The 26,196-nt window shown below is 72.8% G+C and carries 24 protein-coding genes; 17 read left to right on the top strand and 7 right to left on the bottom strand.

Annotation, left to right across the window (positions count from 1 at the left end; translation table 11 throughout):
• Positions 1 to 52: 52 nt before the first annotated feature.
• The gene (locus H9652_RS11740; protein WP_191796412.1) at positions 53 to 991 is read right to left on the bottom strand and encodes a COX15/CtaA family protein; all 939 of its coding nucleotides are present in this window, start codon (positions 989 to 991) and stop codon (positions 53 to 55) included.
• A 194-nt stretch (positions 992 to 1,185) separates the two neighbouring features.
• Here H9652_RS11740 and H9652_RS11745 point away from each other — a divergent pair, with 194 nt between their 5' ends.
• Positions 1,186 to 2,013 (top strand): hypothetical protein, encoded by an 828-nt coding sequence (locus H9652_RS11745; RefSeq protein WP_191796413.1) that lies wholly within the window; start codon positions 1,186 to 1,188, stop codon positions 2,011 to 2,013.
• Positions 2,014 to 2,096: 83 nt separating this feature from the next.
• Here the strand turns inward: H9652_RS11745 and H9652_RS11750 are convergent, their stop codons facing one another.
• Positions 2,097 to 2,903: an ABC transporter permease gene (locus H9652_RS11750; RefSeq protein ID WP_191796414.1), complete on the bottom strand. Its 807-nt coding sequence runs from the start codon at positions 2,901 to 2,903 to the stop codon at positions 2,097 to 2,099.
• Complete coding sequence (locus H9652_RS11755) at positions 2,900 to 3,859, bottom strand: ABC transporter ATP-binding protein (RefSeq protein WP_191796415.1); 960 nt, start codon at positions 3,857 to 3,859, stop codon at positions 2,900 to 2,902. Before H9652_RS11755 ends, H9652_RS11750 begins: the two co-directional genes overlap by 4 nt.
• Positions 3,860 to 4,029: 170 nt before the next feature.
• Between H9652_RS11755 and H9652_RS11760 the strand changes: the two genes are divergently transcribed.
• From H9652_RS11760 to H9652_RS11820, 13 genes are all read left to right on the top strand, one after another.
• Positions 4,030 to 4,929, top strand: coding sequence for a helix-turn-helix transcriptional regulator (locus H9652_RS11760; protein WP_191796416.1), 900 nt, complete (start codon positions 4,030 to 4,032; stop codon positions 4,927 to 4,929).
• 1 nt (position 4,930) lies between these two features.
• Positions 4,931 to 6,385 carry a Fe-S cluster assembly protein SufB gene (sufB, locus tag H9652_RS11765; protein ID WP_191796417.1) on the top strand — a complete coding sequence of 485 codons (1,455 nt, stop codon included), beginning with the start codon at positions 4,931 to 4,933 and terminating at the stop codon, positions 6,383 to 6,385.
• Positions 6,386 to 7,618, top strand: coding sequence for a Fe-S cluster assembly protein SufD (sufD, locus tag H9652_RS11770; protein WP_191796418.1), 1,233 nt, complete (start codon positions 6,386 to 6,388; stop codon positions 7,616 to 7,618).
• A gap of 10 nt (positions 7,619 to 7,628) precedes the next feature.
• Positions 7,629 to 7,970 carry a non-heme iron oxygenase ferredoxin subunit gene (locus H9652_RS11775; RefSeq protein ID WP_030152220.1) on the top strand — a complete coding sequence of 114 codons (342 nt, stop codon included), beginning with the start codon at positions 7,629 to 7,631 and terminating at the stop codon, positions 7,968 to 7,970.
• Between the two features lie 35 nt (positions 7,971 to 8,005).
• Positions 8,006 to 8,773 (top strand): Fe-S cluster assembly ATPase SufC, encoded by a 768-nt coding sequence (gene sufC, locus H9652_RS11780; RefSeq protein ID WP_138824653.1) that lies wholly within the window; start codon positions 8,006 to 8,008, stop codon positions 8,771 to 8,773.
• Between the two features lie 58 nt (positions 8,774 to 8,831).
• Positions 8,832 to 10,130, top strand: a complete 1,299-nt coding sequence (locus tag H9652_RS11785) for a cysteine desulfurase (protein WP_191796419.1) — start codon at positions 8,832 to 8,834, stop codon at positions 10,128 to 10,130.
• Between the two features lie 98 nt (positions 10,131 to 10,228).
• Positions 10,229 to 10,792: a Fe-S cluster assembly sulfur transfer protein SufU gene (sufU, locus tag H9652_RS11790; RefSeq protein WP_191796420.1), complete on the top strand. Its 564-nt coding sequence runs from the start codon at positions 10,229 to 10,231 to the stop codon at positions 10,790 to 10,792.
• Entirely contained in the window at positions 10,789 to 11,136 is a 348-nt protein-coding gene (locus H9652_RS11795) for a metal-sulfur cluster assembly factor (protein ID WP_191796421.1), read from the top strand. The genes sufU and H9652_RS11795 overlap by 4 nt, the downstream gene beginning before the upstream one ends.
• Positions 11,137 to 11,306: 170 nt before the next feature.
• Positions 11,307 to 11,696, top strand: a complete 390-nt coding sequence (locus tag H9652_RS11800; protein WP_225228135.1) for a sigma factor — start codon at positions 11,307 to 11,309, stop codon at positions 11,694 to 11,696.
• Positions 11,697 to 11,720: 24 nt separating this feature from the next.
• Complete coding sequence (locus tag H9652_RS11805; RefSeq protein ID WP_191796422.1) at positions 11,721 to 12,275, top strand: hypothetical protein; 555 nt, start codon at positions 11,721 to 11,723, stop codon at positions 12,273 to 12,275.
• A gap of 157 nt (positions 12,276 to 12,432) precedes the next feature.
• Complete coding sequence (locus tag H9652_RS11810; protein WP_191796423.1) at positions 12,433 to 13,173, top strand: YcnI family copper-binding membrane protein; 741 nt, start codon at positions 12,433 to 12,435, stop codon at positions 13,171 to 13,173.
• Between the two features lie 8 nt (positions 13,174 to 13,181).
• Positions 13,182 to 14,867, top strand: a complete 1,686-nt coding sequence (locus tag H9652_RS11815) for a copper resistance CopC/CopD family protein (protein WP_191796424.1) — start codon at positions 13,182 to 13,184, stop codon at positions 14,865 to 14,867.
• Complete coding sequence (locus H9652_RS11820; RefSeq protein ID WP_191796425.1) at positions 14,864 to 15,553, top strand: DUF1775 domain-containing protein; 690 nt, start codon at positions 14,864 to 14,866, stop codon at positions 15,551 to 15,553. Before H9652_RS11815 ends, H9652_RS11820 begins: the two co-directional genes overlap by 4 nt.
• A gap of 112 nt (positions 15,554 to 15,665) precedes the next feature.
• Here the strand turns inward: H9652_RS11820 and xylB are convergent, their stop codons facing one another.
• Positions 15,666 to 17,162, bottom strand: coding sequence for a xylulokinase (gene xylB / locus H9652_RS11825; protein ID WP_191796426.1), 1,497 nt, complete (start codon positions 17,160 to 17,162; stop codon positions 15,666 to 15,668).
• A complete protein-coding gene (xylA, locus tag H9652_RS11830) occupies positions 17,162 to 18,379 on the bottom strand; it encodes a xylose isomerase (protein ID WP_191796427.1) in 1,218 nt (405 codons plus the stop codon). Before xylA ends, xylB begins: the two co-directional genes overlap by 1 nt.
• 61 nt (positions 18,380 to 18,440) lie before the next feature.
• On the opposite strand from xylA, the gene H9652_RS11835 reads away from it, so the two are divergent.
• Positions 18,441 to 19,700 (top strand): ROK family protein, encoded by a 1,260-nt coding sequence (locus H9652_RS11835; protein WP_191796428.1) that lies wholly within the window; start codon positions 18,441 to 18,443, stop codon positions 19,698 to 19,700.
• A gap of 172 nt (positions 19,701 to 19,872) precedes the next feature.
• A complete protein-coding gene (locus H9652_RS11840; RefSeq protein ID WP_138825891.1) occupies positions 19,873 to 20,646 on the top strand; it encodes an ABC transporter ATP-binding protein in 774 nt (257 codons plus the stop codon).
• Between the two features lie 118 nt (positions 20,647 to 20,764).
• Here H9652_RS11840 and mgrA read toward each other — a convergent pair whose 3' ends face one another.
• On the bottom strand, positions 20,765 to 21,808 hold the full coding sequence (gene mgrA, locus H9652_RS11845) for an L-glyceraldehyde 3-phosphate reductase (RefSeq protein WP_056649576.1): 1,044 nt from the start codon (positions 21,806 to 21,808) through the stop codon (positions 20,765 to 20,767).
• Between the two features lie 47 nt (positions 21,809 to 21,855).
• The gene (locus H9652_RS11850) at positions 21,856 to 22,902 is read right to left on the bottom strand and encodes a LacI family DNA-binding transcriptional regulator (RefSeq protein WP_191796429.1); all 1,047 of its coding nucleotides are present in this window, start codon (positions 22,900 to 22,902) and stop codon (positions 21,856 to 21,858) included.
• Positions 22,903 to 23,179: 277 nt separating this feature from the next.
• Here H9652_RS11850 and H9652_RS11855 point away from each other — a divergent pair, with 277 nt between their 5' ends.
• Entirely contained in the window at positions 23,180 to 26,182 is a 3,003-nt protein-coding gene (locus H9652_RS11855) for a discoidin domain-containing protein (RefSeq protein ID WP_191796430.1), read from the top strand.
• Positions 26,183 to 26,196 lie beyond the last annotated feature (14 nt).

Genomic DNA, 26,196 nt, shown 5'->3' on the forward strand with positions numbered 1-26,196 from the left:
CCCCGAGGGGACGGCGGCCCTTCTCGAACGCCGCGGGCGGCGCTCGGAGCGTTCAGTCGCGGACGCGGAACGAGAGCAGCGTCCAGGTGAGCGACGTGACGAGCAGACCCGCCCCCAGCATGTGCGCCGCGACCAGGATCTCCGGCAGTCCCGTGAAGTACTGGACGTAGCCGATCAGGCCCTGCAGGAGCGTCACCGCGATCAGCACGACGACGGCCTTGCGGGCTCGGGCGGGCGCGTCCGTCTGCCGGAGGACCCGCACCGCGAGCACGACGAGCACGATCAGGAACAGCCACACCGAGGCCGCGTGGAGCTTGCTGACGAGCGCCGGGTCGAGCGCGAAGCGGTACGCGACCTCGTCGTCGCCCCCGTGCGGGCCCGAGCCCGTGGCCAGGACGCCCAGGACGAGGAGCGGTACCGAGACGGCCGCGAGCACGCGGCCCACGACACGGGTGCCCGGGTCGACGACGGTCACCGGGGTCTTGTCGCCCTCGCCGTGGCGGTAGAGGAGGTACGCCGAGACCCACACGAGCGCGGCCGAGACGAGGAAGTGGAACCCGACGACCGCGGGGTGCAGGTGCAGCAGCACCGTGATGCCGCCGATCACGGCCTGTGCCGCGACACCACCGAGCGGTGCCCAGCCGAGGCGTCGGTACGAGGACGAGCGCGAGGCGTCCGTCCACACGAGCAGCAGGAGCGCGACCGCGATGATCCCGAGCACGCCCGTGAGCGTGCGGTTGCCGAACTCGATGATCGGGTGGATCGACATCGCGGAGTGGAACTCGGGCGTGAAGCTCCCGGGCTCGCACAGCGGCCACGTCGAGCAGCCGAGCCCCGAGCCCGTCAGGCGCACCGCGCCCCCGGTCACGATGATGCCGATCTGGCCGACGAGGTTCGCGACGAGGACCGGACGGGTCCAGCGGCGGAACCGGTCGACCTTCGCGTACCAGGCGGGGGAGGTGGGTACGGGGGCGAGTTCTGCGCTGCTCACCGTCCAAAGGTAGCCGCGCGGGGAGCGGCCCCCGCTATCCGGACCCGGCCTCCGGGTGTGATGTTGGCCCGGATCGGCAGCGGCGCTGCGGGGGACCGGGCGACGACGTTCCCGGAGGCGAGCGTCTACCCGGCGAGTTCTTGACAAGACCGATACTCTGACGAGACTTTTTCTCGACCGTCCAGGGGGTTCGCATGGTTGCTCGCCGTCCGTCCGTCGTCGCCCGGCCCGGCCGCCTGCTGGCGACGACCCTGACCCTGGTCGTCCTCGCAGGCTGCACCTCGGGCGGAGAGCCGCAGCCCGGCCCGACTGCAGCACACGAGGCGGACCGCAGCCGGACGAGCGCACCGCCGGACCCGACGCCGAGCCCGACGTCGCCCGCCGCGGACGGAACGGGGGACGGCGCCCAGGAACCGTCCCCGGTGACAGGACCCGCGGACAGCCCCGACGAGTACGTGCCGGACCCCGAGGAGCTGCGCCGGGTGCTGGTCGAGACCTACACCCCGCTCATGGTGCTCCAGCCCCAGGGCTTCTCGGCGTCCCACCGGTTCCAGGCCCGGGACGGTTGGACCGTCCTGAGCTCCAACGGGAGGTGCGCCCTGTCCAGCCGTACGCTCGCGGCCCCGACGGACGGACCGACCGACGACGTCCCCGGCGCCGCGCGGGACGCGTCGTTCGCGGCGCTCCGGGACGTCCTCGCCGCCGAGCAAGGCGCGAAGAACGTGTCCGCGGAGTCGGAGTCCCTCGTGTTCGGGGAGGAGCGGACAGAGCCACGGAAGGGGACGAACGTCGCGACGCAGGACTGGACCGTCGAGCGCGCAGGATCGCCCGTCCGGAGCAGGGTCCTCGCCCGGGCGAGGACGTTCACGAGCTACTCCGGGGTGACGATGCGGGCCAGCACCGTCCTGTCCTTCGAGTGCACGGGAACGACGATCGACGAGAAGGCGTGGACCGGCGTGCTGGAGTGGCTGCGCCTGCCGGCCACGGCGGTGGAGGCCGCAGGGGTCTGGCCCGGCGCCTGAGGAGTCCTGGGCCGGCCCGGCCGGGTCCGACCCGGCCCGCGAGACGCCCGTCGGTCGCTGAGCGGCTCAGGGCAGGCGGACCGTCAGTGCCAGCGGAACAGCTTGCCCGCTCCCCACCCGAGGGCCGCGGTCCAGCCGAGCAGCACGACCACCGAGAACGCGGGCACCTCGCCGAGGAGCAGCGCGCCCCGCATCGCCTCGCCGAGCGCGCCCGACGGGAGCAGCAGCGCGACCTGCTCGAGCGCCCCGGGGAGCTGGGACGCAGGGACGAGCACGCCGCCCGCGACGGTCAGCAGGACGAGCAGCAGGTTCGCGACCGCGAGCACGCCCTCGGCGCGCAGCGTCCCCGCGAGCAGGAGCGCGAGGCTCGTGAACGCCGCGGTGCCGAGCAGCACCGCGAGCAGCGCGGGCAGGATGCCCGCCGGGTCCGGGGACCAGCCGAGCGCGAGCGCGACCCCGCCGAGCACGACCACCTGGACCACCTCGACCGCGAGCACCCCGAGGATCTTCCCCGCGAGCAGGCCTCCGCGGCCCAGCGGCGTCGTGGACAGCAGCCGTAGGACGCCGTTGCGGCGGTCGAACGCCGTCGCGATGGCCTGCGACGTGAACGCCGTCGACATGACGGCGAGGGCCAGGACGCCCGGTGTCACGAAGTCGATGCGCGAGTACCCCTGCGTGTCGAGGTCGATGAAGGACGTGCGCGCGAGCCCGACGAGCAGCATCACGGGCAGGATGATCGTCACGAGCAGCTGCTCGCCGTTGCGCAGGATCATGCGCGTCTCGAACGCCGTCTGCGACGCGACCCGGCGCCATGCGGGGGCGGCCCCGTCGGTCGGGGCCGGCGCGGCGGGGTCCGAGGCGACCGGTCCGGCCGTGGTCTGGTCGGTCATCGGAGCTCTCGTCCTGTCAGGTCGAGGAACACGTCCTCGAGGGTGCGGCGGCCGATCGTGAGGCGCGAGGCGAGCGCGCCCTCGTCCGCGAGCCACGCGGTCACGAGGGCGACGGTCGACGGGTCGACCGGCCCGGTCACGCTGTACGAGCCGGGCTGCGTCTCGGTGACGGTCCACGCGGAGGCGGGCGACGTCGTCGGGCCGGACTCGACCCGCTTGCGGAGCGCACCGGTGTCCAGGCCCTCGCGTGCCTCGAGGCGCAGCGTGCGGTTCCCGTCCGCGGACGGGCCCGCGTGCAGGAGCTCGGAGGTCGCGCCCGAGGCGATGACCTGTCCGTGGTCCACGATGTACACGTGGTCCGCGAGGTCCTCGGCCTCGTCCATGAGGTGGGTCGTCAGGACGATCCCGACGCCGTCCGCGCGCAGCTCGCGCACGAGCTCCCACACCGCGTGCCGGCTCTGGGGGTCCATGCCCGCGCTCGGCTCGTCGAGGAACACGACCTCGGGGCGGCCCACGATCGCCGCGGCGAGCGCGAGGCGCTGACGCTGGCCGCCCGACAGCCGCCGGACCGTCGTCCGGGCGAAGCTCGCGAGCCCCAGGCGTTCCGTGATCTCCGCCACGTCGCGAGGGTTCGCGTACATCGACGCGACGTGGTGCAGCATCTCGAGCGCGCGCACGCCCGTGGGCAGGCCACCGTCCTGGAGCATGACGCCGACGCGCGGGCGCAGGTCGCGCGCGTTCAGCAGCGGGTCGAGCCCGAGGACCTGCACGCTGCCCTCGTCGGGGGCGCGCAGGCCTTCGCAGCACTCGATCGTGGTGGTCTTGCCGGCCCCGTTGGGGCCGAGGACGGCGGTCACGGCGCCTCGGGAGGCGGTCAGGCTCAGGTGGTCGACGACCGCCCGGCCGTCATAACGCTTGACCACGTCCTGGAGGACGACGGCGGGGGAGTCGGGCACGGTGGCGATTGTAGGGGAGCGGGCTGGGGGCGGCTGTGAGGTACGCCTTGCTTGCGTCGGAACAATTAGCGCATGAGACTGTTACCTATATCGATGACGCCTCCCGGGACCGTGCGCGCCCGCGGACCAGGCGGAAGGAACCCAGCAGGCCGACGACGTGGAGGTGAGGCATGAGCGACGACGCACGTACCGCCCGCGCCGTGCCGCCCGCCGGACCCGTCGCCCTCCAGGGCCCGAACGACACGCACGTCCCCGTCGACGGCGACGGCACCACGCGCGAGCGCGTCCTCGCGCTCATCGTCTCCGACGGTCCCGTGAGCGCTGCCTCGCTCGCGACCGACCTCGGCCTCACGCCCGCAGGCGTCCGCCGTCACCTCGCCCAGCTCGAGACCGACGGGCTCATCGCCGTCCACGAGTCGGGCGCGGGCACCGGGATGCGCGGGCGCCCTGCCCGCCACTACGTCGCGACGAACCGCGGCCAGTCCGAGCTCTCGGGCGCCTACCCCGACCTCGCGACCCAGGCGCTGCGCTACCTGCGCGACGTCGCCGGGGAGGACGCGGTCGAGGAGTTCGCCCACCGTCGCCTCGAGGAGCTCACCGACCGCTACGCGAGCCGCATCACGGCCGACGACGTCGCGGGCCGGGCCGAGCAGCTCGCGGCCGTCCTCGCGGAGGACGGGTTCGCGGCGAGCGTGCGACCCGTCGCGGGCACCGCGACCGTGCAGCTCTGCCAGGGACACTGCCCGGTCCAGCACGTCGCCGAGGAGTTCCCCCAGCTCTGCGACGCCGAGGCCCAGGTCTTCTCCCAGCTCCTCGGCTCGCACGTCCAGCGGCTCGCGACCCTCGCGGGCGGCGGGCACGCCTGCACGACCAACGTCCCCGTGCTCCCTGCGGCGACCCGCGTACCCGAGGCGAGCGACGCCGTCGGGCACCAGACCACCGGACGCCGTGCCACCGCGCGCGGACCGCGCGCCCCGGCGCACCCCCCAGCACGACACCCCGAACCGACAGGTTCATCGACCACCGCCCCACCGCCCCCCTCCGTCGTCGACGGAACGTGGAAGGAATGACATGAGCGCTCCCACCCAGGACACCGCCGGCGTGTCCCAGAGCACCGGCCAGTCCGACGAGGAGATCATCGCCTCGATCGGCTCCTACGGCTACGGCTGGCACGACAAGGACGACGCCGGCGCGACGGCGCAGCGTGGCCTCTCCGAGGCGGTCGTGCGCAACATCTCCGCGCTCAAGAGCGAGCCCGAGTGGATGCTGAACTACCGCCTCAAGGCCCTGCGCCTGTTCGACAAGAAGCCCATGCCCAACTGGGGCAGCGACCTGTCGGGCATCGACTTCGACAACATCAAGTACTTCGTGCGGTCCACCGAGAAGCAGGCGACCTCGTGGGACGACCTGCCCGAGGACATCAAGGAGACCTACGACAAGCTCGGCATCCCCGAGGCGGAGAAGCAGCGCCTCGTCGCCGGCGTCGCGGCCCAGTACGAGTCCGAGGTGGTCTACCACCAGATCAACGAGGAGCTCGAGAAGCAGGGCGTCATCTTCCTCGACACCGACACCGCGCTGCGCGAGCACCCCGAGCTCTTCCAGGAGTACTTCGGCACCGTCATCCCCTCGGGCGACAACAAGTTCGCCGCGCTCAACTCGGCCGTGTGGTCCGGCGGCTCGTTCGTCTACGTCCCCCCGGGCGTCCACGTCGAGATCCCGCTCCAGGCCTACTTCCGCATCAACACGGAGAACATGGGCCAGTTCGAGCGCACGCTGATCATCGCGGACGAGGGCTCGTACGTGCACTACGTCGAGGGCTGCACCGCCCCGATCTACTCGAGCGACTCGCTGCACTCCGCGGTCGTCGAGATCATCGTCAAGAAGAACGCCCGCGTGCGCTACACGACCATCCAGAACTGGTCGAACAACGTGTACAACCTCGTCACCAAGCGTGCGACGGCCGCCGAGGGCGCGACGATGGAGTGGGTCGACGGCAACATCGGCTCCAAGGTCACCATGAAGTACCCCGCGATCTACCTGCTCGGCGAGCACGCCAAGGGCGAGACGCTGTCGATCGCGTTCGCGGGCGAGGGCCAGCACCAGGACGCGGGCGCCAAGATGGTGCACGCCGCCCCCAACACGTCCTCCTCGATCGTCTCGAAGTCCGTGGCGCGCGGCGGTGGGCGCACGTCCTACCGCGGCCTCGTCCAGGTCCTCGAGGGAGCGGAGCACTCCGCCTCCACCGTTCTGTGCGACGCGCTGCTCGTCGACCAGATCTCCCGGTCCGACACCTACCCGTACGTCGACGTCCGCGAGGACGACGTCTCGATGGGTCACGAGGCGACCGTGTCGCGCGTGAGCGAGGACCAGCTGTTCTACCTCATGTCCCGAGGCATGGCAGAGACCGAGGCCATGGCCATGATCGTGCGCGGGTTCGTCGAGCCCATCGCCCGTGAGCTGCCCATGGAGTACGCGCTCGAGCTCAACCGCCTCATCGAACTGCAGATGGAAGGGTCCGTCGGCTAAATGACTACTACTGCGAGCACCACACAGACCGAGCCGGTCGGCCTGAGCACGGACCACTCCCAGGCCGTCCAGGACGGCGCTCACTCGCACGGGGTCGGCGGCACGCCGCAGGGCTCCCGCGCCGAGCGCATCACCTCGTTCGACCCGGCCGTCATCACCGAGCCCACGGGCCGCGAGGAGGAGTGGCGCTTCTCCCCGGTCAAGCGACTCGCCCCGCTGTTCTCGACGACGCTCGGCAGCGCCGGCGTGCGCACGACCGTGGTCGACGCGCCCGAGGTCACGGTCGAGATCGTCGGCCGCGACGACGAGCGGCTCGGCCGCGCGGGCGTCCCGGGCGACCGTACCGCCGTGACGGCGTGGAACGCGTTCGACGAGGCGACCGTCGTCACCATCCCGGCCGAGGCAGTGGCCAGCGACGTCACGTCCGTGCGCATCGAGGGCCTGTCCGACGAGCCCACCGCGACGCACCTGCTGATCCAGGCCGAGCGCCACAGCGAGTCCGTCGTGGTCATCGACCACGTCGGTTCCGCGACGCTCACCGAGACCGTCGAGATCGTCGTCGAGGACGGCGCGCACCTCACGGTCGTGTCCGTGCAGGACTGGAGCGCGGGCGCCGTGCACGCGAGCTCGCACCGCGCACGCATCGGCCGCGACGCCAAGCTCAAGCACGTCGTCGTGACGTTCGGCGGCGACGTCGTCCGCGTGACCCCCGACGCCGAGTTCACCGGCACCGGTGGCGAGGTCGAGATGGTCGGCCTGTACTTCGCGGACGCCGACCAGCACCAGGAGCACCGCCTCTTCGTCGACCACGCCGTCCCGAGCTGCAAGTCGCGCGTCACGTACAAGGGCGCGCTGCAGGGCGAGGGCGCGCACACGGTCTGGGTCGGCGACGTGCTGATCCGCACCGAGGCCGAGGGCACCGACACCTACGAGCTCAACCGCAACCTCGTCCTGTCGGACGGTGCGCGCGCGGACTCCGTGCCGAACCTCGAGATCGAGACCGGCCTCATCGAGGGGGCCGGGCACGCCTCGGCCACCGGTCGCTTCGACGACGAGCAGCTCTTCTACCTGCAGGCGCGCGGCATCCCCGAGACCGACGCGCGTCGCCTCGTGGTCCGCGGCTTCTTCGCCGAGCTCATCCAGGAGATCGGCGTCCCCTCGGTCGAGGAGCGCCTGCTCGAGTCGATCGAGGCCGAGCTCGCCAAGTCGATGAGCGTCATCGAAGGCCGGTGACCCGACCCGCATGACTGCACAGCTTGCTTGCATGACCGACGACGTGGCGCCCGAGGAGGCGCTGCGTGTGGAGCTCGAGGGCGAGAGCGGCCCCGTCGAGGTCGCGGTCGTCCGCGACGGCGACGGGAACTGGCACGCCATCTCGGACATCTGCTCCCACGGCGCGGTCTCGCTGTCCGACGGCGAGGTCGAGGGCTGCTTCATCGAGTGCTGGCTGCACGGCTCGCAGTTCGACCTGCGGACCGGCATGCCCACCGCGCTGCCCGCGATGCGCCCCGTGCCCGTCTACCCGGTCACGATCGACGGCGAGCGCGTGCTCGTCGACATCGACCAGACCGTCTCCCCGTCCTGACCCCCTGAACTTTCTCGAATACTGGAGAACACCACATGTCCACTCTGGAGATCCGCGACCTGCACGTCAGCGTCGAGACCAAGGAAGGGCCGAAGCCGATCCTGCGCGGCGTCGACCTGACCATCAACGCGGGCGAGACCCACGCGATCATGGGCCCCAACGGCTCGGGCAAGTCGACCCTCGCGTACTCGATCGCCGGCCACCCCAAGTACACGATCACGAGCGGCACCGTGACGCTCGACGGTGAGGACGTCCTCGCGATGACCGTCGACGAGCGTGCCCGCGCGGGCATGTTCCTCGCCATGCAGTACCCGGTCGAGGTCCCCGGCGTGTCCGTCTCGAACTTCCTGCGCACCGCCAAGACCGCGATCGACGGCGAGGCCCCCGCGCTGCGCACGTGGGTCAAGGACGTCAAGGGCGCCATGGAGAACCTGCGCATGGACTCGTCCTTCGCGGAGCGCTCGGTCAACGAGGGCTTCTCCGGCGGTGAGAAGAAGCGCCACGAGATCCTGCAGATGGAGCTCCTCAAGCCCAGCATCGCGATCCTCGACGAGACCGACTCGGGCCTCGACGTCGACGCGCTGCGCATCGTCTCCGAGGGCGTCAACCGCGCCAAGGAGTCCACGGACGTCGGCGTGCTGCTCATCACGCACTACACGCGCATCCTGCGCTACATCAAGCCGGACTTCGTGCACGTGTTCGTCGACGGCCGCATCGCCGAGGAGGGTGGCCCGGAGCTCGCCGACCGCCTCGAGAACGAGGGCTACGACCGCTTCCTGACGACGGGCGCGGCCACGGCCTGACCTGTCCTGCCGCCCGCCGGTCCGCCGGCGGGCACCTGACACCTTGAGGAGACATCCGATGACCACCACCGACACCGTGCGGGCAGGGCTGAGCGCCACCGAGCTCGCCGCCGTGCGAGCCGACTTCCCGCTGCTCGCCCGCACGGTGCGGGGTGGCCGTCCGCTCGTCTACCTCGACTCGGGGGCCACGTCGCAGAAGCCGCAGGTCGTCCTCGACACCGAGGTCGACTTCTACGAGGAGCGCAACGCCGCGGTGCACCGCGGCGCGCACCAGCTCGCGGAGGAGGCGACCGAGGCGTTCGAGGACGCCCGGTCGGCGGTCGCCCGCTTCGTGGGGGCCGACGCCGACGAGATCGTCTGGACGTCCGGGGCGACGGCCGCGATCAACCTCGTCACGTACGCGCTGTCGAACGCGACGATCGGTCGTGGGGGAGAGGCTGCCCGCCGTTTCGCCCTGGCGCCGGGCGACGAGATCGTCCTGACCGAGGCCGAGCACCACGCCAACCTCGTGCCGTGGCAGGAGCTCGCCGCGCGCACGGGCGCCGTGCTGCGCTGGTTCGGCGTCGACGACGACGGGCGCATCCGCGTCGACGAGGCGGACTCGGTCATCACCGAGCGCACGCGCGTCGTCGCGTTCACGCACGCGTCCAACGTGACGGGCGCGATCACGCCCGTCGCGCCGATCGTGGCACGGGCCAAGGAGGTCGGGGCGCTCACGTTCCTCGACGCGTGCCAGTCCGTGCCGCACCTGCCCGTGGACCTGCACGCCCTCGACGTCGACTTCGCGGCGTTCTCGGGGCACAAGATGCTGGGGCCCACGGGCATCGGGGCGCTCTACGGGCGCCGCGAGCTGCTGGAGGCGCTGCCCCCGGTCACGACCGGCGGGTCGATGATCGAGGTCGTCACCATGACGGAGGCGACGTACATGCCGCCGCCGCAGCGCTTCGAGGCCGGCACGCAGGCCGTCGCGCAGATCGTCGGCCTCGGCGTCGCCGCGCAGTACCTCGACGAGCTGGGCATGGAGAACGTCGCGGCCCACGAGCACGACCTCGCGGTCGAGCTCCTCTCGATCGCCGACATCCCGGGCGTGCGGATCATCGGCCCGGCGGTGCCGGAGGACCGCCTCGCGGTCGTCTCGTTCGTCGTCGAGGGCGTCCACGCGCACGACGTGGGCCAGGTGCTCGACGCCGCTGGCATCGCCGTGCGGGTCGGTCACCACTGCGCCCAGCCGCTGCACCGCCGGTTCGGGATCGCCGCCACGGCGCGCGCCTCGGCCTCGGTGTACACGACGTCCGAGGACGTCACGGCGTTCCGGGAAGGTTTGGCGGGGGTCCGGGCGTTCTTCTCAGTGGACTGACACGCGCACGTCCACGTCGACCGTGGGCGTCTCGCGGCCTGTCTCGTCCCCGCTTTCCAGCGCACCGCAGGATGTACCGAAGGAGCAGGACCCCAGCAATGAGCAGCTCGTTGGAGCAGATGTACCAGCAGGTCATCCTCGACCACGCGAAGTCCCCGCACGGGCGAGGGTTCGTCGACCTGTCGGAGGGGCACCTCCACGGTGAGTCGCACCAGATCAACCCCACGTGCGGCGACGAGGTCACGATGCGCGTCGAGTTCGACACCGCCGACCCGAAGGTCCCGACCATCTCGAGCGTGAGCTGGGAGGGCCAGGGCTGCAGCATCTCGCAGGCCTCGCTGTCGGTGCTCACCGACCTCGTGACGGGCGCACCCGTCGCGGAGTCCGAGCACCTCGGCGACCTCTTCCGCCAGCTCATGCAGTCGCGCGGCAAGGGACTCGACGAGGACCTCGAGGACGAGCTCGGGGACGCCACGGCCTTCACCGGGGTCGCGCAGTTCCCGGCCCGCATCAAGTGCGCGCTGCTCGGCTGGGCCGCGCTGCGTGACACCCTGGCGACGTCGGGAGTCCTCGTCGGCCCGAGCGCCACCACCGCCGACCAGTCCTCGGCCGACACCCCCTTGCCCGCCCAGTCACCTCAGGCACCCCAGGAGAACCGATGACGACCGAGACCCCCGCCGCCGCTGCGGCGCCGACCCCGCCGACCGCGGCCGACGTCGAGGAGGCCATGCGCGACGTCATCGACCCCGAGCTCGGGATCAACGTCGTCGACCTCGGCCTCGTCTACGGCATCCAGGTCGACCAGAACAACCACGCTGTCATCGACATGACGCTCACCTCGGCGGCCTGCCCGCTCACGGACGTCATCGAGGACCAGTCGGCGCAGGCCCTCGACGGGCTCGTCGACGGCTTCCGCATGAACTGGGTCTGGATGCCGCCGTGGGGCCCCGAGAAGATCACGCAGGACGGCAAGGACCAGCTGCGCGCGCTGGGCTTCAACGTCTGACGCTCGCCTCAGGGTCTTGCGTCGAAGGGGCCGTCGTTGCTCCCGGGACGGCGGCCCCTTCGTCGTCCACCGTCGCACTCCGGCGACTGCACGAGAATCGTCCCGCCGGGACGGAACCGATCGGCCGCCCGCTGCGTGGTGGAGGGGTATGACGGGGAGCATAGACAGACATGACCAGCGCTGAGGCCTTCATGGACGAGGAAGCGCTCTGGTCGGACGATGCCGCCGAGCGATACCTGTCCGCGGGACGGGTCCGGCGGGACGCCGAGTTCGTCGACTTCGTCGAGACGCACGGCGGGCGGCTCGAGCGCATCGCGTTCCTGATCAGCGGGGACCACCACCGCGCCGAGGAACTGTTCCAGGCGACGCTCGAGCGGACCTACCGGGCCTGGGGGCGCGCCCGGGACGGGGACCCGTTCGTCTACGCGCGGCGGATCCCACCGGGTCGCCCTGTGCCTCGACGGCTACTCACCGCGGCTCTACGGCTAGCCCGACCGGCCGTCGGGGATCGGCCCACCGCGGTCACCGGACGCATTCCTGGACAAGGGGTCCTTTTCTGACGCTCCGACCGCTACAGTCGTCGCGTGCTGTCGCCGGCGGTCGGTCTGCTGCGCGGGGTTCGAGCAGGGTTGCTCGCCACCGCGGTCGTCGGGCTGTCCCTGGTCTCGCACCGCCTCGCCGGGGGCGCGGCACCGGGAGCCGTCCCGGTCGTGGTCCTCGTGATGCTCACGGCCGTGATGCTGCGCGGCGTCCTGGGCCGCCGCCTGGCGCTGCCGCTCCTGCTGGGCGTCCTCGGTCTGGGCCAGGTCGTCCTGCACTACACGTTCGAGCAGTGCGCGCTCCTCGCGGCGTCCCCGGCGCCCGCGCACGTGCACGCCACCGAGAACCCCGTGCCCATGCTCGCCGCGCACGTGCTCGCGACCCTCGTCGTCTCGGTGCTCCTGACCCATGCCGACCGGGCGCTGTGGGCCCTGTGGTCCTGGCTGACCATGCGCTCGGTACCTCGCCTCCTGCGTCGCCCCGCCTCCCGGGGGCGGGGCGTCCTCGTCCTCGCCTCGGCCCACCCTGCCCCCGCCGCCCCCGGCCGCGGTGCGGTCATGGGCCGTGCCCCGCCCGTCCTGGTCCACGCAGCACCTTGACCTCGGTCGCGGCTCCCCGCCGCGATCCGCTCCCTGCCGCCTCGACGGCGCACACGTCGTCGAGCCGCGCCCCCGTGCGTCCACCGACCGCGGGACCGCCGTGCCCGCGGCGGGAGCGACCCTGCGTTCGACCACGGAAGGCCTGTGCCTGAAGATCATGAAGCGTTCACCGAAGCTCCTCACCGTCGCCGCGGCGACGACCCTGCTCCTCGCGCTCGGCGCGAGCGGCGCGTCCGCCCACGTGTCGGTCAACCCCGACACGACCACCGCGGGCTCCTACGCCCTCCTGACGTTCGGCGTCCCGCACGGCTGCGGCGAGTCGTCGACGACGAAGGTCTCGATCCAGATCCCCGAGCCGATCACGAGCGTGACCCCCACGGTCAACCCCGGCTGGGACGTCGAGAAGGTCATGGTGACCCTCGCGACCCCGATCGACGACGGTCACGGCGGCCAGCTCACCGAGCGCGTCGGCGAGATCGTCTACACCGCGAGGACCCCGCTGCCCGACGGCTACCGGGACGCCCTCGTCCTGTCGACCAAGCTCCCGGACGCCGTCGGCGAGACCCTCGTCTTCCCGACGGTCCAGACGTGCCAGGAGGGCGAGTCCGCGTGGGTCCAGGTCGCGGCCGAGGGCGAGGACCCGCACGACCTCGAGCTCCCCGCCCCGACCCTGACGATCACCGAGCCCGAGGAGGCGCACGGGGACGTCGAGACGGTCTCCGACGAGGCCACCTCGGATGCCGCGAGCGCCGACGGTACCGATGGCACGGCCGATGCGGCCGGGTCGGCGGACGAGCCGTCGACGCTGCCCCTCGTCCTGTCCGGGGTCGCGCTCGTGCTCGGCGCGGCGGGGCTCGCCCTGGGTGGCGCCGCGTTCGCCCGTCGCCCGAAGGCCTGACGCGGCCCATGAACGTCGCCCGCGTCCTGCGCGGGGTGACGGCGGTCGTGGTGTCGGCCGTGGCCGGGGTGGTGCTGATGCTCGCGTCAGCCTCCCCGGCCGCGGCCCACGCCGTGATCGTCGACAGCGATCCTCGGGACGGCTCCGTCCTCGAGGACTCCCCCGCCCTGCTGACCCTCACGTTCAACGAACCCGTCCAGGTGCCGCCCGGCGGCGTCGCACTGCTCGACGCCGCGGGGACGGCCGTCGCCGTCACGCCCACGGCGGTCGACTCCCGGGTGGAGATCGCGGTGCCCGCGGTGCTCGACGACGGCACGTACGTCGTGAGCTGGCGCGTCACGTCCGGGGACACGCACCCGGTCGCGAGCGCGTTCACGTTCTCGGTCGGAGCACCGAGCGACACCGTCGCCGCACCCCCTGAGCCGTCGACGTCGGCAGCGGTCTCGACGCTGCGTCGGGCGTCCCAGGCGCTCGTCTACGTCGGGACGCTCGGGGTGTCCGGCCTCGTGGTCTTCGAGCTCCTGCTGCTCGACGCGACGCCGGGCGCCATGCCCGTGCTGCGGCGTCGGCTCGACCGCACGCGCCGCGGGCTCGCGGTCCTCGCCGGGGCGGGGCTGCTCGTCTCGGTGCCGGTCACTGCCGTGTGGCAGGCGGGCCGCGGGGCCGACGCGCTGCTGGAGCCGGAGGTCTGGGCCGCGGTCCTCGGGTCCGAGTCCGCCCTGGCCGCGCTCCTCGGCCTGGTGGGGCTGGGTGTCACGACCGTGCTCTGCCCCCGGGCGGGGCGGGCTACACGCCGGCGGTGGCCCGTCCCGCTCGCGCTCGGCGCCGCCGCGCTGGCCGCGACGTCGCTGGCGGTCGTGGGGCACACCCGGACGTTCGGTCCGGCGTGGCTCGTGCTCGGCGCCGACGTGCTGCACGTGGCCGCGGGGTCCGTCTGGTTCGGTGGGATCGTGGGGCTGTGCCTCCTGCTCGCGCGCTCGTCGGGGGCGTCTGCCCAGCGCTCGGCGCGCACGGTCCTGCGCTTCTCGACCGTGGGCGCGTGGCTCGTCCTCGCGCTCGCCCTGAGCGGCGTGCTGCTGGCCTGGCGCATCCTCGGCTCGCTCGACGCGCTGGTGACCACCGGGTACGGCCGGACGCTCCTGGTCAAGGTCGCCCTGGCCCTGAGCCTCGTGGCGATCGCGGCGTGGAACCGGTACGGGCTCGTCCCGCACGTCGCGGAAGGCCCCGAGGGGCGCGTGCGTCTGCGCCGGACGGTCGTCGCCGAGGCGTCGATCCTCACGGTGCTGCTGGTCGTGACCGGGGTGCTCGTCTCCCAGAGCCCGGTCGAGGCGCGGACCCGGGCCCCTGTCCAGGCGCAGAGCACGGTGCCCGCCCAGGAGTTCGACGAACCCCTCGGGTCCGGGTCGCTCCGGGCCAGGGTCACCCCGGGCGCGCTCGGGATCAACTCGCTCGAGCTGACCGTGCTCGACGCCGACGGCGCCCCCCTCGACCCCGTCGCGCTCCCCGAGGTGGGGCTCACGCAGCCCGAGCTGGGCATCGGTCCCTTCACGCCCACCGTCACGCGGACGGGCCCCGGGACCTACCTGGCCTCGATCGACCTGCCGATGGCCGGGGCCTGGGACGTCACGGTCGGCGTCCGCACCTCGAAGTACGAGAACCCGGTCGTCACGCTTCCCGTGGAGGTCTCCCCATGACACGTCCTCCCCGGCCGGGCACCGGCCCGGCGGTCCACGGCCCCGGCACCGCCGGTCACCGCACATCGGCGCGGCGGCGTCGTGCGCGCGCGGCCGCGGCCCTGGGCCTCGCTGCGCTGCTGACCGTGACGGGCGTGCAGGGCGCGGCGGCCCACGTCCTCCTGGAGACCGCGACGCCGAACGGGGACGGCACCACCACGCTCACGTTCTCTTTCGAGCACGGGTGCGACGGCGCCCCGACGACGGGCCTCGACGTCACGCTCCCCGCAGGGGTCGAGGCCGTCTCGACCGCCGAGCCGGAAGGATGGGTGTCGACCCAGGAACCGGGAGGGGTCCGCTGGGAGGGGACCCCGGTCGCCGACGGCACCGCTGCCCGGTTCGAGCTCGTCGCCAGGGTCACGGGCACCGCCGGGCAGGCCTTCTGGTTCCCCACGACGCAGACGTGCACCGAGGGCTCGTACGACTGGGTCGACACCGACCCGGCAGGCGCACATCCTGCGCCGAGCTTCGTCGCGACCACCGCGACGCTCGCCCCGCCTGCCGTTCAGCCGGTCGCGCCGGGCGGGCCCGGCACCGGCTCCGGGCCTGCGGGCGCGAGCCTCGCGCAGACCCTCGCGGCGGTGGCGGCGGCCTCGCTCGCCGCGGCGGCCGCAGGGGCCTGGTACCTCGCCCGCCGTCGCCGCTGAGCGGCGCACCGAGCCGTGCACGGCGAAGGGGCCGCCGTTCCCGCAGGAACGGCGGCCCCTCGTCGCGGTCACGGGGACCACGGCGCGAAGTGCGCCGAGAGCACCCCCGACCTCAGGTCAGGTCGCGCACCGCCGCGTACCCCGCGCGGATCCCGGGCTCCGGGTCCGCGTCGTACCCCGTGCTCGACGACGTCTCCCACCGGGGAGCCTCCGCCTCGCCCGACAGCACCCACGCCGCCTGGCGAGCGGCGCCGTCGGCCACGTACTCGCCCGGCTCGGGGACCGTGACGGGCAGGCCGAGGACCTGCGGTGCGATGCGCCGCACCGCCTCGGACTGCGCGCCGCCGCCGATGAGCTGGAGGCGCTCGACCTGCACGCCCTGCGCGCGCAGGGCGTCGAGCCCGTCGGCCAGGCCGCACAGCATGCCCTCCACGGCGGCCCGCGCGAGGTGCGCGGGCGTCATGGTCGCGAGACGCATGCCGTGCAGGGTGCCGCTGGCGCCCGGCCGGTTCGGCGTGCGCTCGCCCTCGAGGTAGGGGACGAGCACGAGGCCGTCGGCGCCCGCCGGGGCCTGGAGCGCGAGCCGGGACAGACCCGCGTGGTCCACGCCCAGGACCCGCGCGGTCGCGTCGAGGACGCGGCTCGCGTTGAGGGTCACCCCGAGCAGCAGGTAGTTGCCCGTGGCGTCGGCGAAGCCGTTGACGAGCCCGCTCGCGTCGGCCGTGGGGGACGTCGCGATCGCGGAGACGACGCCCGAGGTCCCGATCGAGACCGCGACGTCGCCCGCGCGCATGCCGAGGCCCAGGGCCGCGGCCGCGTTGTCCCCCGCGCCGGGGCCGATCAGGGCCCCGTCCGGGACGCCCGCCCCGGCTGCCGTCCCCGCCGCCACACCGCCAGACTCCCCAGGCCCGAGGACCCGGGGAAGGGCGACGTCCGACCGTCCGAGCGCGAGCTCGAGCAGGTCGGTGCGGTAGGCACCGCGCCCGCCGTCGGCCGAGGCGTCGAAGTAGCCCGTCCCGGACGCGTCGGACCGGTCGGTCACGAGCGCGCCGAGGTCGGGCTCGAGGCCCTCGCTCCGCGGCCCGTAGCCGGCGATCCGCCACGTCAGCCAGTCGTGCGGGAGCGCGACGGCCGCGACCCGTGCCGCGTTGTGCGGCTCGGCGTCGCGCAGCCAGCGCAGCTTGGTCACGGTCAGCGACGCGACGGGCACGGACCCGACGGCCTCGGCCCACGCCTTGGCCCCGGCGCCGGGGTCCCCGGCGCCGAGCTCACTGATCAGGTCCTGCGCGGCGCCGGCCGAGCGGGTGTCGTTCCACAGGAGCGCGGGGCGGATCACCTCGCCGTCGGCGTCGAGCACGACCATGCCGTGCTGCTGACCGCCCACGGCCAGGGCCGCGACGTCGTCGAGCCCGCCCACGACCTCGGCCGCGGTGCGGAACGCCGCCCACCAGGCGTCGGGCGAGACCTCGGTGCCGTCGGGGTGCGACGCCGAGCCCGAGCGCACCAACGCCCCGGTGCGCGCGTCACGGACGACGACCTTGCACGACTGCGTCGACGAGTCGACCCCTGCGACGAGGACGACGGCGGGCGACCCGGGAGAGCCGCCCATCAGCCGATCAGGTGCTTGAGCGCGAGCTGGTTGAGGCGCACGAAGCCGAAGTCACGCTCGGCGGCGGCCTCGACGTCGAACTCCTCGTAGGCGGCACGGTCCGCGATCAGGTCGGCGACGGTCTCGCCCGCACCCAGGGTGCTCTCGCCGAGCTCGAACACGCCTGCGTGCCTGAACGCGGCCTGGACCTCGGGGTCGGCCCGGTACTCGGCGGACTTGCGCGCGAGCATCGAGTAGGTCTCCATGTTGGCCTTGGCCGAGTCCCAGACGCCGACCTCGTTCTCGGTGCGCGAGGGCTTGTAGTCGAAGTGGCGGGGGCCCTCGTAGCGGGGTCCGCCGTTGGGGAAGCCGCTCTCGATGAGGTCGACCGTGAAGAACGCGGAGAGCAGGTCGCCGTGGCCGAACACGAGGTCCTGGTCGAACTTGATGGACCGCTGGCCGTTGAGGTCGATGTGGAAGAGCTTGCCGGCCCACAGCGCCTGCGCGAGGCCGTGCGTGTAGTTCAGACCGGCCATCTGCTCGTGGCCCGTCTCGGGGTTGAGACCCACGATGTCGCCGTGCTCGAGCTTCGCGATGAGCGCGAGGGCGTGGCCGATGGTCGGGAGGAAGATGTCGCCGCGGGGCTCGTTGGGCTTGGGCTCGAGCGCGATCTTGATGTCGTAGCCCTGGTCCTTGATGTACGCGGCCGTGAGGTCGAGGCCCTCGGCGTAGCGCTCGTGCGCGGAGTGGAGGTCCTTGGCACCGTCGTACTCGGTGCCCTCGCGGCCACCCCACATGACGAACGTCTTGGCGCCGAGCGACGCGGTGAGGTCGACGTTGCGCAGGACCTTGCGCAGCGCGTAGCGGCGGACGCCGCGGTCGTTCGAGGTGAGGCCGCCGTCCTTGAAGACGGGGTGGGAGAAGAGGTTGGTCGTGACCATCTCGATGGTCAGGCCGGTCTCGTCGGCGGCCTTCTTGACCTCGCCGAGGAGCTGCTCGCGGGTCGCGTCGTCGGAGCCGAAGGGCACGACGTCGTCGTCGTGGAACGTGAAGCCCCACGCGCCCAGGTCGGCGAGCTTGCGCACGGACTCGGCCGGGTCGAGGTGGGGGCGGCTGGCTCCGCCGAACTGGTCCTGGCCGGTCCAGCCCACGGTCCACAGGCCGAAGGAAAAGTTGATGTTCTGGTCGATCGCGTCAGCCACGACAGTCTCCTCGTCGAGATGGGCCGGCTCCGTCATCGAGCAGGCCGTCATTTGTTGTACGGATGAACTTATGCGGTCCTGTCGGTAAGGTCAAGACGTGAACCGCGACGAGTCCTCGACCGGCGTCAGGACGCCCACCCGGGCGCGCCCCACGGCCGCCCGCCAGCACACCCTGCGCGAGTACAACCTCGCCCTGGTCTCCCAGGCGCTCTTCGACGCGCCACGCCCCCGCTCGCGCGCCGACATCGCCGCCGCCACCGGGCTCACGCGCGCCACGGTGTCCGTGCTCGTCGACCAGCTCATCGAGGCCCGCCTCGTCCGCGAGCTCCCACCGGTGACTCCGCTGCGCGCCGGACGCCCCGCCGTCCCCCTCACGCCCGCCGAGCGGACCATCGTCGGGCTGGGCCTCGAGGTCAACGTCGACTACCTGGGCGGCACCGTCCTCGACCTCACGGGGCAGGTCGTCGCGCAGGAGGTCGTGCCGGGCGACCTCCACGGCAGCGACCCCGCCGAGGTCCTCGGGCGCCTCGGCGCGCTCGCACGCCGCCTCGTCGAGGACGTCGAGGCCCAGGACATGCAGGTCGCGGGCGCACGCCTCGCGCTGCCCGGCCTGGTCGACGCCCGCGCGGGCCGCCTCCAGGTCGCCCCCAACCTCGGCTGGTCCTCGTTCCTGCCCCTGCCGCTGCTCGGCCTGCCCGACCGCCTGCCCGTCGAGATCGCCAACGAGGCCAACCTCGCGGGCCTCGCGCAGCTCGTCGCGGGCACGCAGGGCCGCAGGCCCGACGACGCCGCTCCCCCCGTGCCGTCGTCGTTCCTCTACGTCTCGGGCGAGGTGGGCATCGGCTCCGCGATCGTGATCGACCGCGAGCTCTTCCTCGGGAACCGGGGCTGGAGCGGCGAGATCGGGCACGTCGTGGTCGACCCGCACGGACCGCGCTGCCTGTGCGGGGCCACGGGCTGCCTCGAGCAGTACGCGGGCAAGGACGCGATGCTGCGCGCGGCCGGCATCCCCGTGGACGAGCCCGTCGAGACGTTCCTCGACGCGCTCGCGGAGGGCACGCCGTCGGCCCGCGAGGCCGCGACCTCGGCAGGGACCGCGCTGGGGCGCGCGCTCGCGAACTTCGTCAACCTCGTCGACATCGAGACCGTGCTGCTGGGCGGCATCTACACCGACCTGCTGCCCTACCTGCGCGAGGCCCTGACGACCGAGCTCACGACCCGCGTGCTCGCGTCGCCCTGGACCGAGCTCGACCTGCGGCCCGCGCTCGTCGCGGGGCACGCGGCCATGATCGGCGGCGCACGCACCGTGCTGCGGGACGTGGTCGCGGCGCCGTCGGCGTGGACGACGAGCGACTGACCGGGTCACCCCGAGGCGTCGCGGGGCACCGGTCGCGGCTGGCAGCGCCCCCGGTGGACGGTGTGACCCGCGACGCACCGCCCACCGGGAGAACGCGGGTACCGTCGTTCGTTGGACCACCGGGGACACCCATGCCCCCGTATCGGTTGACCCACCCTCGGAAGGACCGGGCATGACGACCAGCCACATCCTGCAGGCGCGCGACCTCTGGGCCGGGCACGGCGGCGAGGACGTCCTGCGCGGCGTCTCGATCGAGCTCGCGGCGGGGCAGGAGCCCGTGGGGATCGTCGGCCCGTCGGGCGTCGGGAAGTCGACGCTCGTGAGCGCGCTGCTGGGCGAGGTCAAGCCGTCGAGCGGGACCGTGACGTGGGGCGGGCGGACCGTGACGCGCCTCGGTCGGCGCGACAAGAAGACGTTCAAGGCTGCGGTGCGGCGCGTGTCGCAGGACGGCCTGCCGGGCATCGACCCCGCGAGCACCGTGACGCACGTGCTCAAGTCCGGGCTGACCGACGCACGCAAGGGCGGGCGCCCCTCGGGGCAGTCGATCGAGGACCTGCTGGACCTCGTCGCCCTCGAGCACCGGTACGCGGACCGCCCGCTGCGCACGCTGTCGGGCGGCGAGCGTCAGCGCGTGGCCATGGCCCGTGCGCTCGCGACGCGCCCGGACGTGCTGCTCCTCGACGAGCCGCTCACGGCGCTCGACCCGACCATGCGCGGCGAGATCGCCGGGCGGGTCAAGGAGACGGCCACGCGCCTCGGCACGGGTGTGCTCCTGGTGTCGCACGACCTCGAGCTCGTGCACCGCATGACGTCGTCCGCGCACCTCCTGGTCGACGGCGAGTTCGTCGAGTCCGGCCCGCTGCAGCAGGTCCTCGCGGAGAGCGAGCACCCCGTGGTCCGCGAGCTCGCGGAGGCCGCGCCGCTCGCGGTCCAGCGCTGGAGCTGAACGCCGCGACGTGCGCGGCGTCCTCTGCTGCGTGGTGACCGAGACCGAGGTCCGTCGGGCGACGTACCGTCGCGGACCGACGAACCTCGGGTCCGGCTGCCAGGTCGAGCGGGTGGGCTCAGCGCGTCGTGCCGTCGACCGCGAACGGCTCGATCGCCGCGATCTCCTCGGCCGTGAGCGCGGGAGCGTCGAGCGCGGCGACGTTGTTCTCGAGCTGCGCGACGCTGCTCGCCCCCACGAGCGCCGACGTGATGCGCTCGTCGCGCAGGACCCAGCTCAGTGCGAGCTGCGCGAGCGACTGCCCGCGCCCGGCCGCGATCTCGTTCAGCGCACGGGCGCGCTCGAGGTAGGTCTCGGAGATGGCGGTGGGCTTGAGGAAGTGCCCGACGGCGGCGCGCGAGTCCGCGGGCACCTCGCCCGAGAGGTAACGGTCCGTGAGCAGGCCCTGCTGGAGCGGCGAGAAGACGATGGTGCCGACGCCGAGGTCCTCGACGACGTCGAGCAGGTTCTCGCCGTCGTCGTGCCCGGCCTCGGGCAGCTCGACGTGCCGGTTGAACATCGAGTAGCTGGGCTGGTGGATGAGCAGCGGCGTGCCGAGGTCGGCGAGGATCTGCGCGGCCTCGCGGGTCTGCGACGGCGAGTAGTTGGAGACGCCGACGTACAGCGCCCGCCCGCTCACCACGGCCGTGTGGAGCGCACCCATGGTCTCCTCGAGCGGGACCGTGGGGTCGAACCGGTGCGAGTAGAAGATGTCGACGTAGTCGAGGCCCATGCGAGCGAGCGACTGGTCGAGCGAGGACAGCAGGTACTTGCGCGAGCCGCCGTCACCGTAGGGGCCGGGCCACATGTCGTACCCGGCCTTGCTCGAGATCACGAGCTCGTCGCGGTAGGGCCGCAGGTCGCGCGCGAGGTGGCGCCCGAAGTTCTCCTCGGCCGAGCCGTAGGGCGGGCCGTAGTTGTTGGCGAGGTCGAAGTGCGTGATCCCGAGGTCGAACGCCCGGCGCAGGATCGCGCGCTGGTTGTCGAACGGGTTCACGTCGCCGAAGTTGTGCCAGAGGCCCAGCGACAGTGCGGGCAGGGCGAGGCCGCTGCGACCGGATCGCCGGTACGTCATGGACTCGTAGCGGTCGTCGGCGGCGAGGTAGCGGGGTGCGAGAGGCATGCTGCCATTCTGCACCCGGGGTCCGGGCCCGGTCACCGGGATTGTGCTCAGGCCGAGTCTCGCACCACGAGCGTCGGGTCGAACACGACCGACCGCACCTGCCGCTCGCCCGCGATCTGGCCGACGAGCAGGCGCGCCATCTCGGCCGCCATCTCCTCGACGGGCTGCCGCACGCTGGTGAGCGCCGGGCGGCACAGCGGGGCGATCGAGCTGTCGTCGAACCCGACGACGGCGACGTCCTCGGGGACGCGCAGCCCGCGGGCCGTGATCGCGTGCACTGCCCCCTGGGCCATGTAGTCGTTCGCGGCGAACACGCCGTCGAGGCCGGGGACGGCGTCGAGCAGGCGTTCCATCGCGGCCTCGCCGCCCTCGAGCGTGAACTCCCCGGGCTCGGCGGGGACGTACGCGCGACCGTGCCGGGACACCTCGTCGCGGAAGCCTGCGAGGCGCTCCTCGGCGGCGTGCAGGCCGACCGGGCCGGAGATGACGGCGAGCTCGTCGCACCCGCGCTCGATGAGGTGCCGGGCGGCCAGTCGCGCGCCGTCGCGGTTGGCGACGTCCACGAAGCTGATGGGCAGCGCGGGCTCGGGGCGGGCGAACAGGACCGCGCGCTGGCCGGCCTCGACGAGCATGCCGGGCAGGGGGTCGTCGGCCTGCGCGGCGACGAGCAGCGCACCGTCGGCGTTGCCCTGGCGCAGGTAGGACATGACCTGGGCGCGGGCGTCGTCGGTCTCGGCGAGCATGAGCACGGGGTGCAGGTCGTGGGGCCGCAGGGCGCGCACGAACGCGGCGACGATCCGCCCGAAGAACGGGTCCGCGAAGACCTGTCCCGTCATCTGGTTGCCCTCGATCTCGGGGTCGACGCCCGAGATCACGACCGCGACCGTCCCGGTGCGTCCCGTGACGAGCGAGCGGGCCGCCCGGTTGGGCACGTACCCGGTCTGGGCGATGGCCTTCTCGACGACGGCCCGCAGGTCCGGGGCGACGCGGCGCTGCTGGTTGATCACCCGGGACACCGTGGCGCGCGAGACTCCCGCCACCCGGGCGACGTCCTCGAGCGTCGGGGGCGTCGAGACTCGGCCGTCCTCACGCATGGGGCGAGGCTAGCAGCGCGGGCGCGGGTCCTGGTGCATCGCGGTGCCCGACGGCGGCGCGCGGCCCGGGTGGGCGCCTCACCGTCGGGCGTGGGGCTTGGGGTGCGGGCGACGGGGCTCCGCGCGGAGCCTGCAACGCATCTGGGAGAGCGCTCTCTTGACGAGGGTCCCGCTCACCTGAATACTGACCGACATCGTGAGAGAGCGCTCTCTCACGCCGTGCGTCCCGCTCGACGTAGAGCCAGGACGCGGTCGACGACGACCTAGGAGAGAACCGATGCCCTTCTCGCCCCTTCCCACCGTGCCGCCACCGGCACCCGTCCCGCACCGCGGGAGAGCACGCACCCGTCGTGGCGCCGGAGCCGCCCTGGCCCTGGCGGTCGCGGCCGCAGGCCTCACCGTCCCGCTCGTGCCCGCCTCCGCGGCCGACGGACCCGCCCTGCTGTCCCAGGGCAAGCCCGCGACGGCCTCCTCGACGCAGTCGCCCAACGGGTACCAGGCTGGCGAGGCGTTCGACGGCGACGGCGGCAGCCGCTGGTCGAGCCTGGCCACCGACCCGCAGTGGATCCAGGTGGACCTGGGCCAGCGAGCCTCGATCGACCGCGTCGAGCTCGACTGGGAGGGCGCCTACGGCAAGGGCTACCGCATCCAGACCTCGGACGACGGCTCGACCTGGACGACCGTGCGCACCGTGACCGACGGCGACGGGGGCGCCGACGTGCTCGACGTCGACGGCACCGGGCGCTACGTCCGCCTGCTCGGCGACGTCCGCGGCACGGGCTACGGCTACTCGCTGTGGGAGTTCCGCGTGTTCGGCGAGCCCGCCGGCGGACCGGTCGACCCGGTGGACCCGGTCGACCCCACGGACCCGAACGGCCCCACGGCCTGCCTGACCGACGTGACCGCGGGCGCGACCGCGACGGCTTCCTCCCAGCAGGGCGACTCGACCCCGGCCAAGGCGGTCGACCAGAACACGAGCACCCGCTGGGGCTCCGTGCTGAACACGACGACCTGGACCGGCCAGGACGACGAGTGGCTCCAGGTGGACCTGGGCGAGGCCAACGACGTCTGCGGCGTGAGCATCCTGTGGGAGGGCGCGTACGGCAAGGACTACGACGTCCAGGTCTCGACCGACGGCACCACGTGGACGACGGCCGCCCAGGCGCGAGGCCAGGACGGCGGGACCGACGTCGTCACGTTCGACACGACCTCCGCCCGGTACGTGCGGTGGCAGGGCCTCGCCCGCGGCACGACGTTCGGCTACTCGATGTACGAGTTCCGCGTGCTCGCCCCCGGTGCCTCGATCGACCCGACGACCGACCTGTTCGGCCCGAACGTCCTCGTGTTCGACCCCTCGATGCCGGACTCGGCGATCCAGCACCAGATCGACACCGTGTTCGCCCAGCAGGAGCAGGACCAGTTCGGCCCCGGCCGCTACCAGTTCCTGTTCACGCCCGGCGAGTACGACGTCGACGCCCGCATCGGCTTCTACACCTCGCTCTCGGGTGTCGGTCAGGACCCGACCGACGTGACCGTCAAGGGCGGGGACTGGGTCGACGCGCAGTGGTTCGGCGGCAACGCGACCCAGAACTTCTGGCGCTCGGCCGAGAACCTGTCGATCACCCCCGACGACGGCATGGCCCGCTGGGCCACGTCCCAGGCGGCACCGTTCCGCCGCATCCAGGTCAACGGCGGGCTCCAGCTCGACTCGTCGGCCTACGGCTGGTCCTCGGGCGGCTACATCGCCGACTCGAACGTGACCGGCGTCGTCGAGTCCTGGACGCAGCAGCAGTGGTACGCCCGCGACAGCTCGGTCGGCGAGTGGAAGGGCGGCGTCTGGAACATGGTCTACTCGGGCGTCGAGGGCACGCTGCCCACTGCGGCGACGTGGCCGACGCCCCCGGTGACGACGCTCGACACCACGGGCGCCGTCCGTGAGAAGCCGTACCTCTACCTCGACGGCGACGAGTGGGCCGTGTTCGTCCCCGAGCTGCGCGAGGGCACGACCGGCACCACGTGGAAGAACGGCCACACGGCCGGCACCTCGATCCCGCTCGACGACTTCTTCGTGGCCAAGGAGGGCGACACGGCCGCCGAGATCAACGCAGCCCTGGCCGCGGGCAAGAACCTGCTCCTGACCCCCGGCGTCTACCGCGTGGACCAGACGATCCAGGTGGACGACCCCGGCACGGTCGTCCTCGGCCTGGGCTACGCGACGATCATCCCCGAGCACGGGGGCGTCGGCATGCACGTGGCCGACGAGGACGGCATCACGGTCGCGGGGATCCTGTTCGACGCCGCGGTCACCGAGTCCCCGGCGCTCTTCGTCGTCGGCGACGAGGGCGTCCACACCGACCACTCGGACGACCCGATCGTGCTGCACGACGTGTTCATGCGCGTCGGCGGGGCCGTCGCGGGCAAGGTCGACGCGGCCATGGTCATCCACGCCGACGACACGATCGTCGACCACGTGTGGTCGTGGCGCGGCGACCACGGCGAGGGCATCGGCTGGGACCTCAACACGTCCGACTACGGGTTCGTGGTCAACGGGGACGACGTCTCGGCGTACGGCCTGTTCGTCGAGCACTACCAGAAGTACAACACCCTGTGGAACGGCGAGCGGGGCAGGACCGTGTTCTACCAGAACGAGCTGCCCTACGACGTCCCGGACCAGGCGGCCTGGCAGAACGGCGACACCCGCGGCTGGGCCGCCTACAAGGTCGCCGACGACGTGAAGAACCACGAGGCCTGGGGCCTGGGCTCCTACTCGAACTTCACGTCCGACACCGAGGAGACCGAGATCGTCGTCGACGGCGGCTTCGAGGTCCCGCAGGTCGCCGGGGTCAAGATGCACCACCTGCTCGTCGTCTCGCTCGGCGGCGAGGGCATCTTCGACGCCGTCATCAACGGCGTCGGCCCCCGTGCCGACGGCCCGGACACGATCCCGAGCTACGTCGACTTCTACGGCGGCGTCGACGTGACCCCCGCACCGGCTCTCGACGTACAGGCCTCGGCCGTCACGCGCTGCGTGGCGGGCAAGGTCCAGCTCGCGGTCACGGCGACCAACAAGGAGGGGACCCCGGTCGACGTCGCGCTCGCGACGCCCTACGGCACCAAGTCGTTCTCCCAGGTGGCGGGCGGCAGGCTCGCGGCACAGTCCTTCAACGCCCGGACGACGTCGGTCGCGGCGGGCAGCACCTCGGTGACCGCGACCGGCACCGTGGCAGGGCAGCCGGTCACGACCGTCGTGCCCGCGACGTTCGACGGGAGGACGTGCTGACCTCCTGACGGGCC

It is taken from the genome of Oerskovia rustica (genome assembly GCF_014836555.1).
Lineage (GTDB): Bacteria > Actinomycetota > Actinomycetes > Actinomycetales > Cellulomonadaceae > Oerskovia > Oerskovia rustica.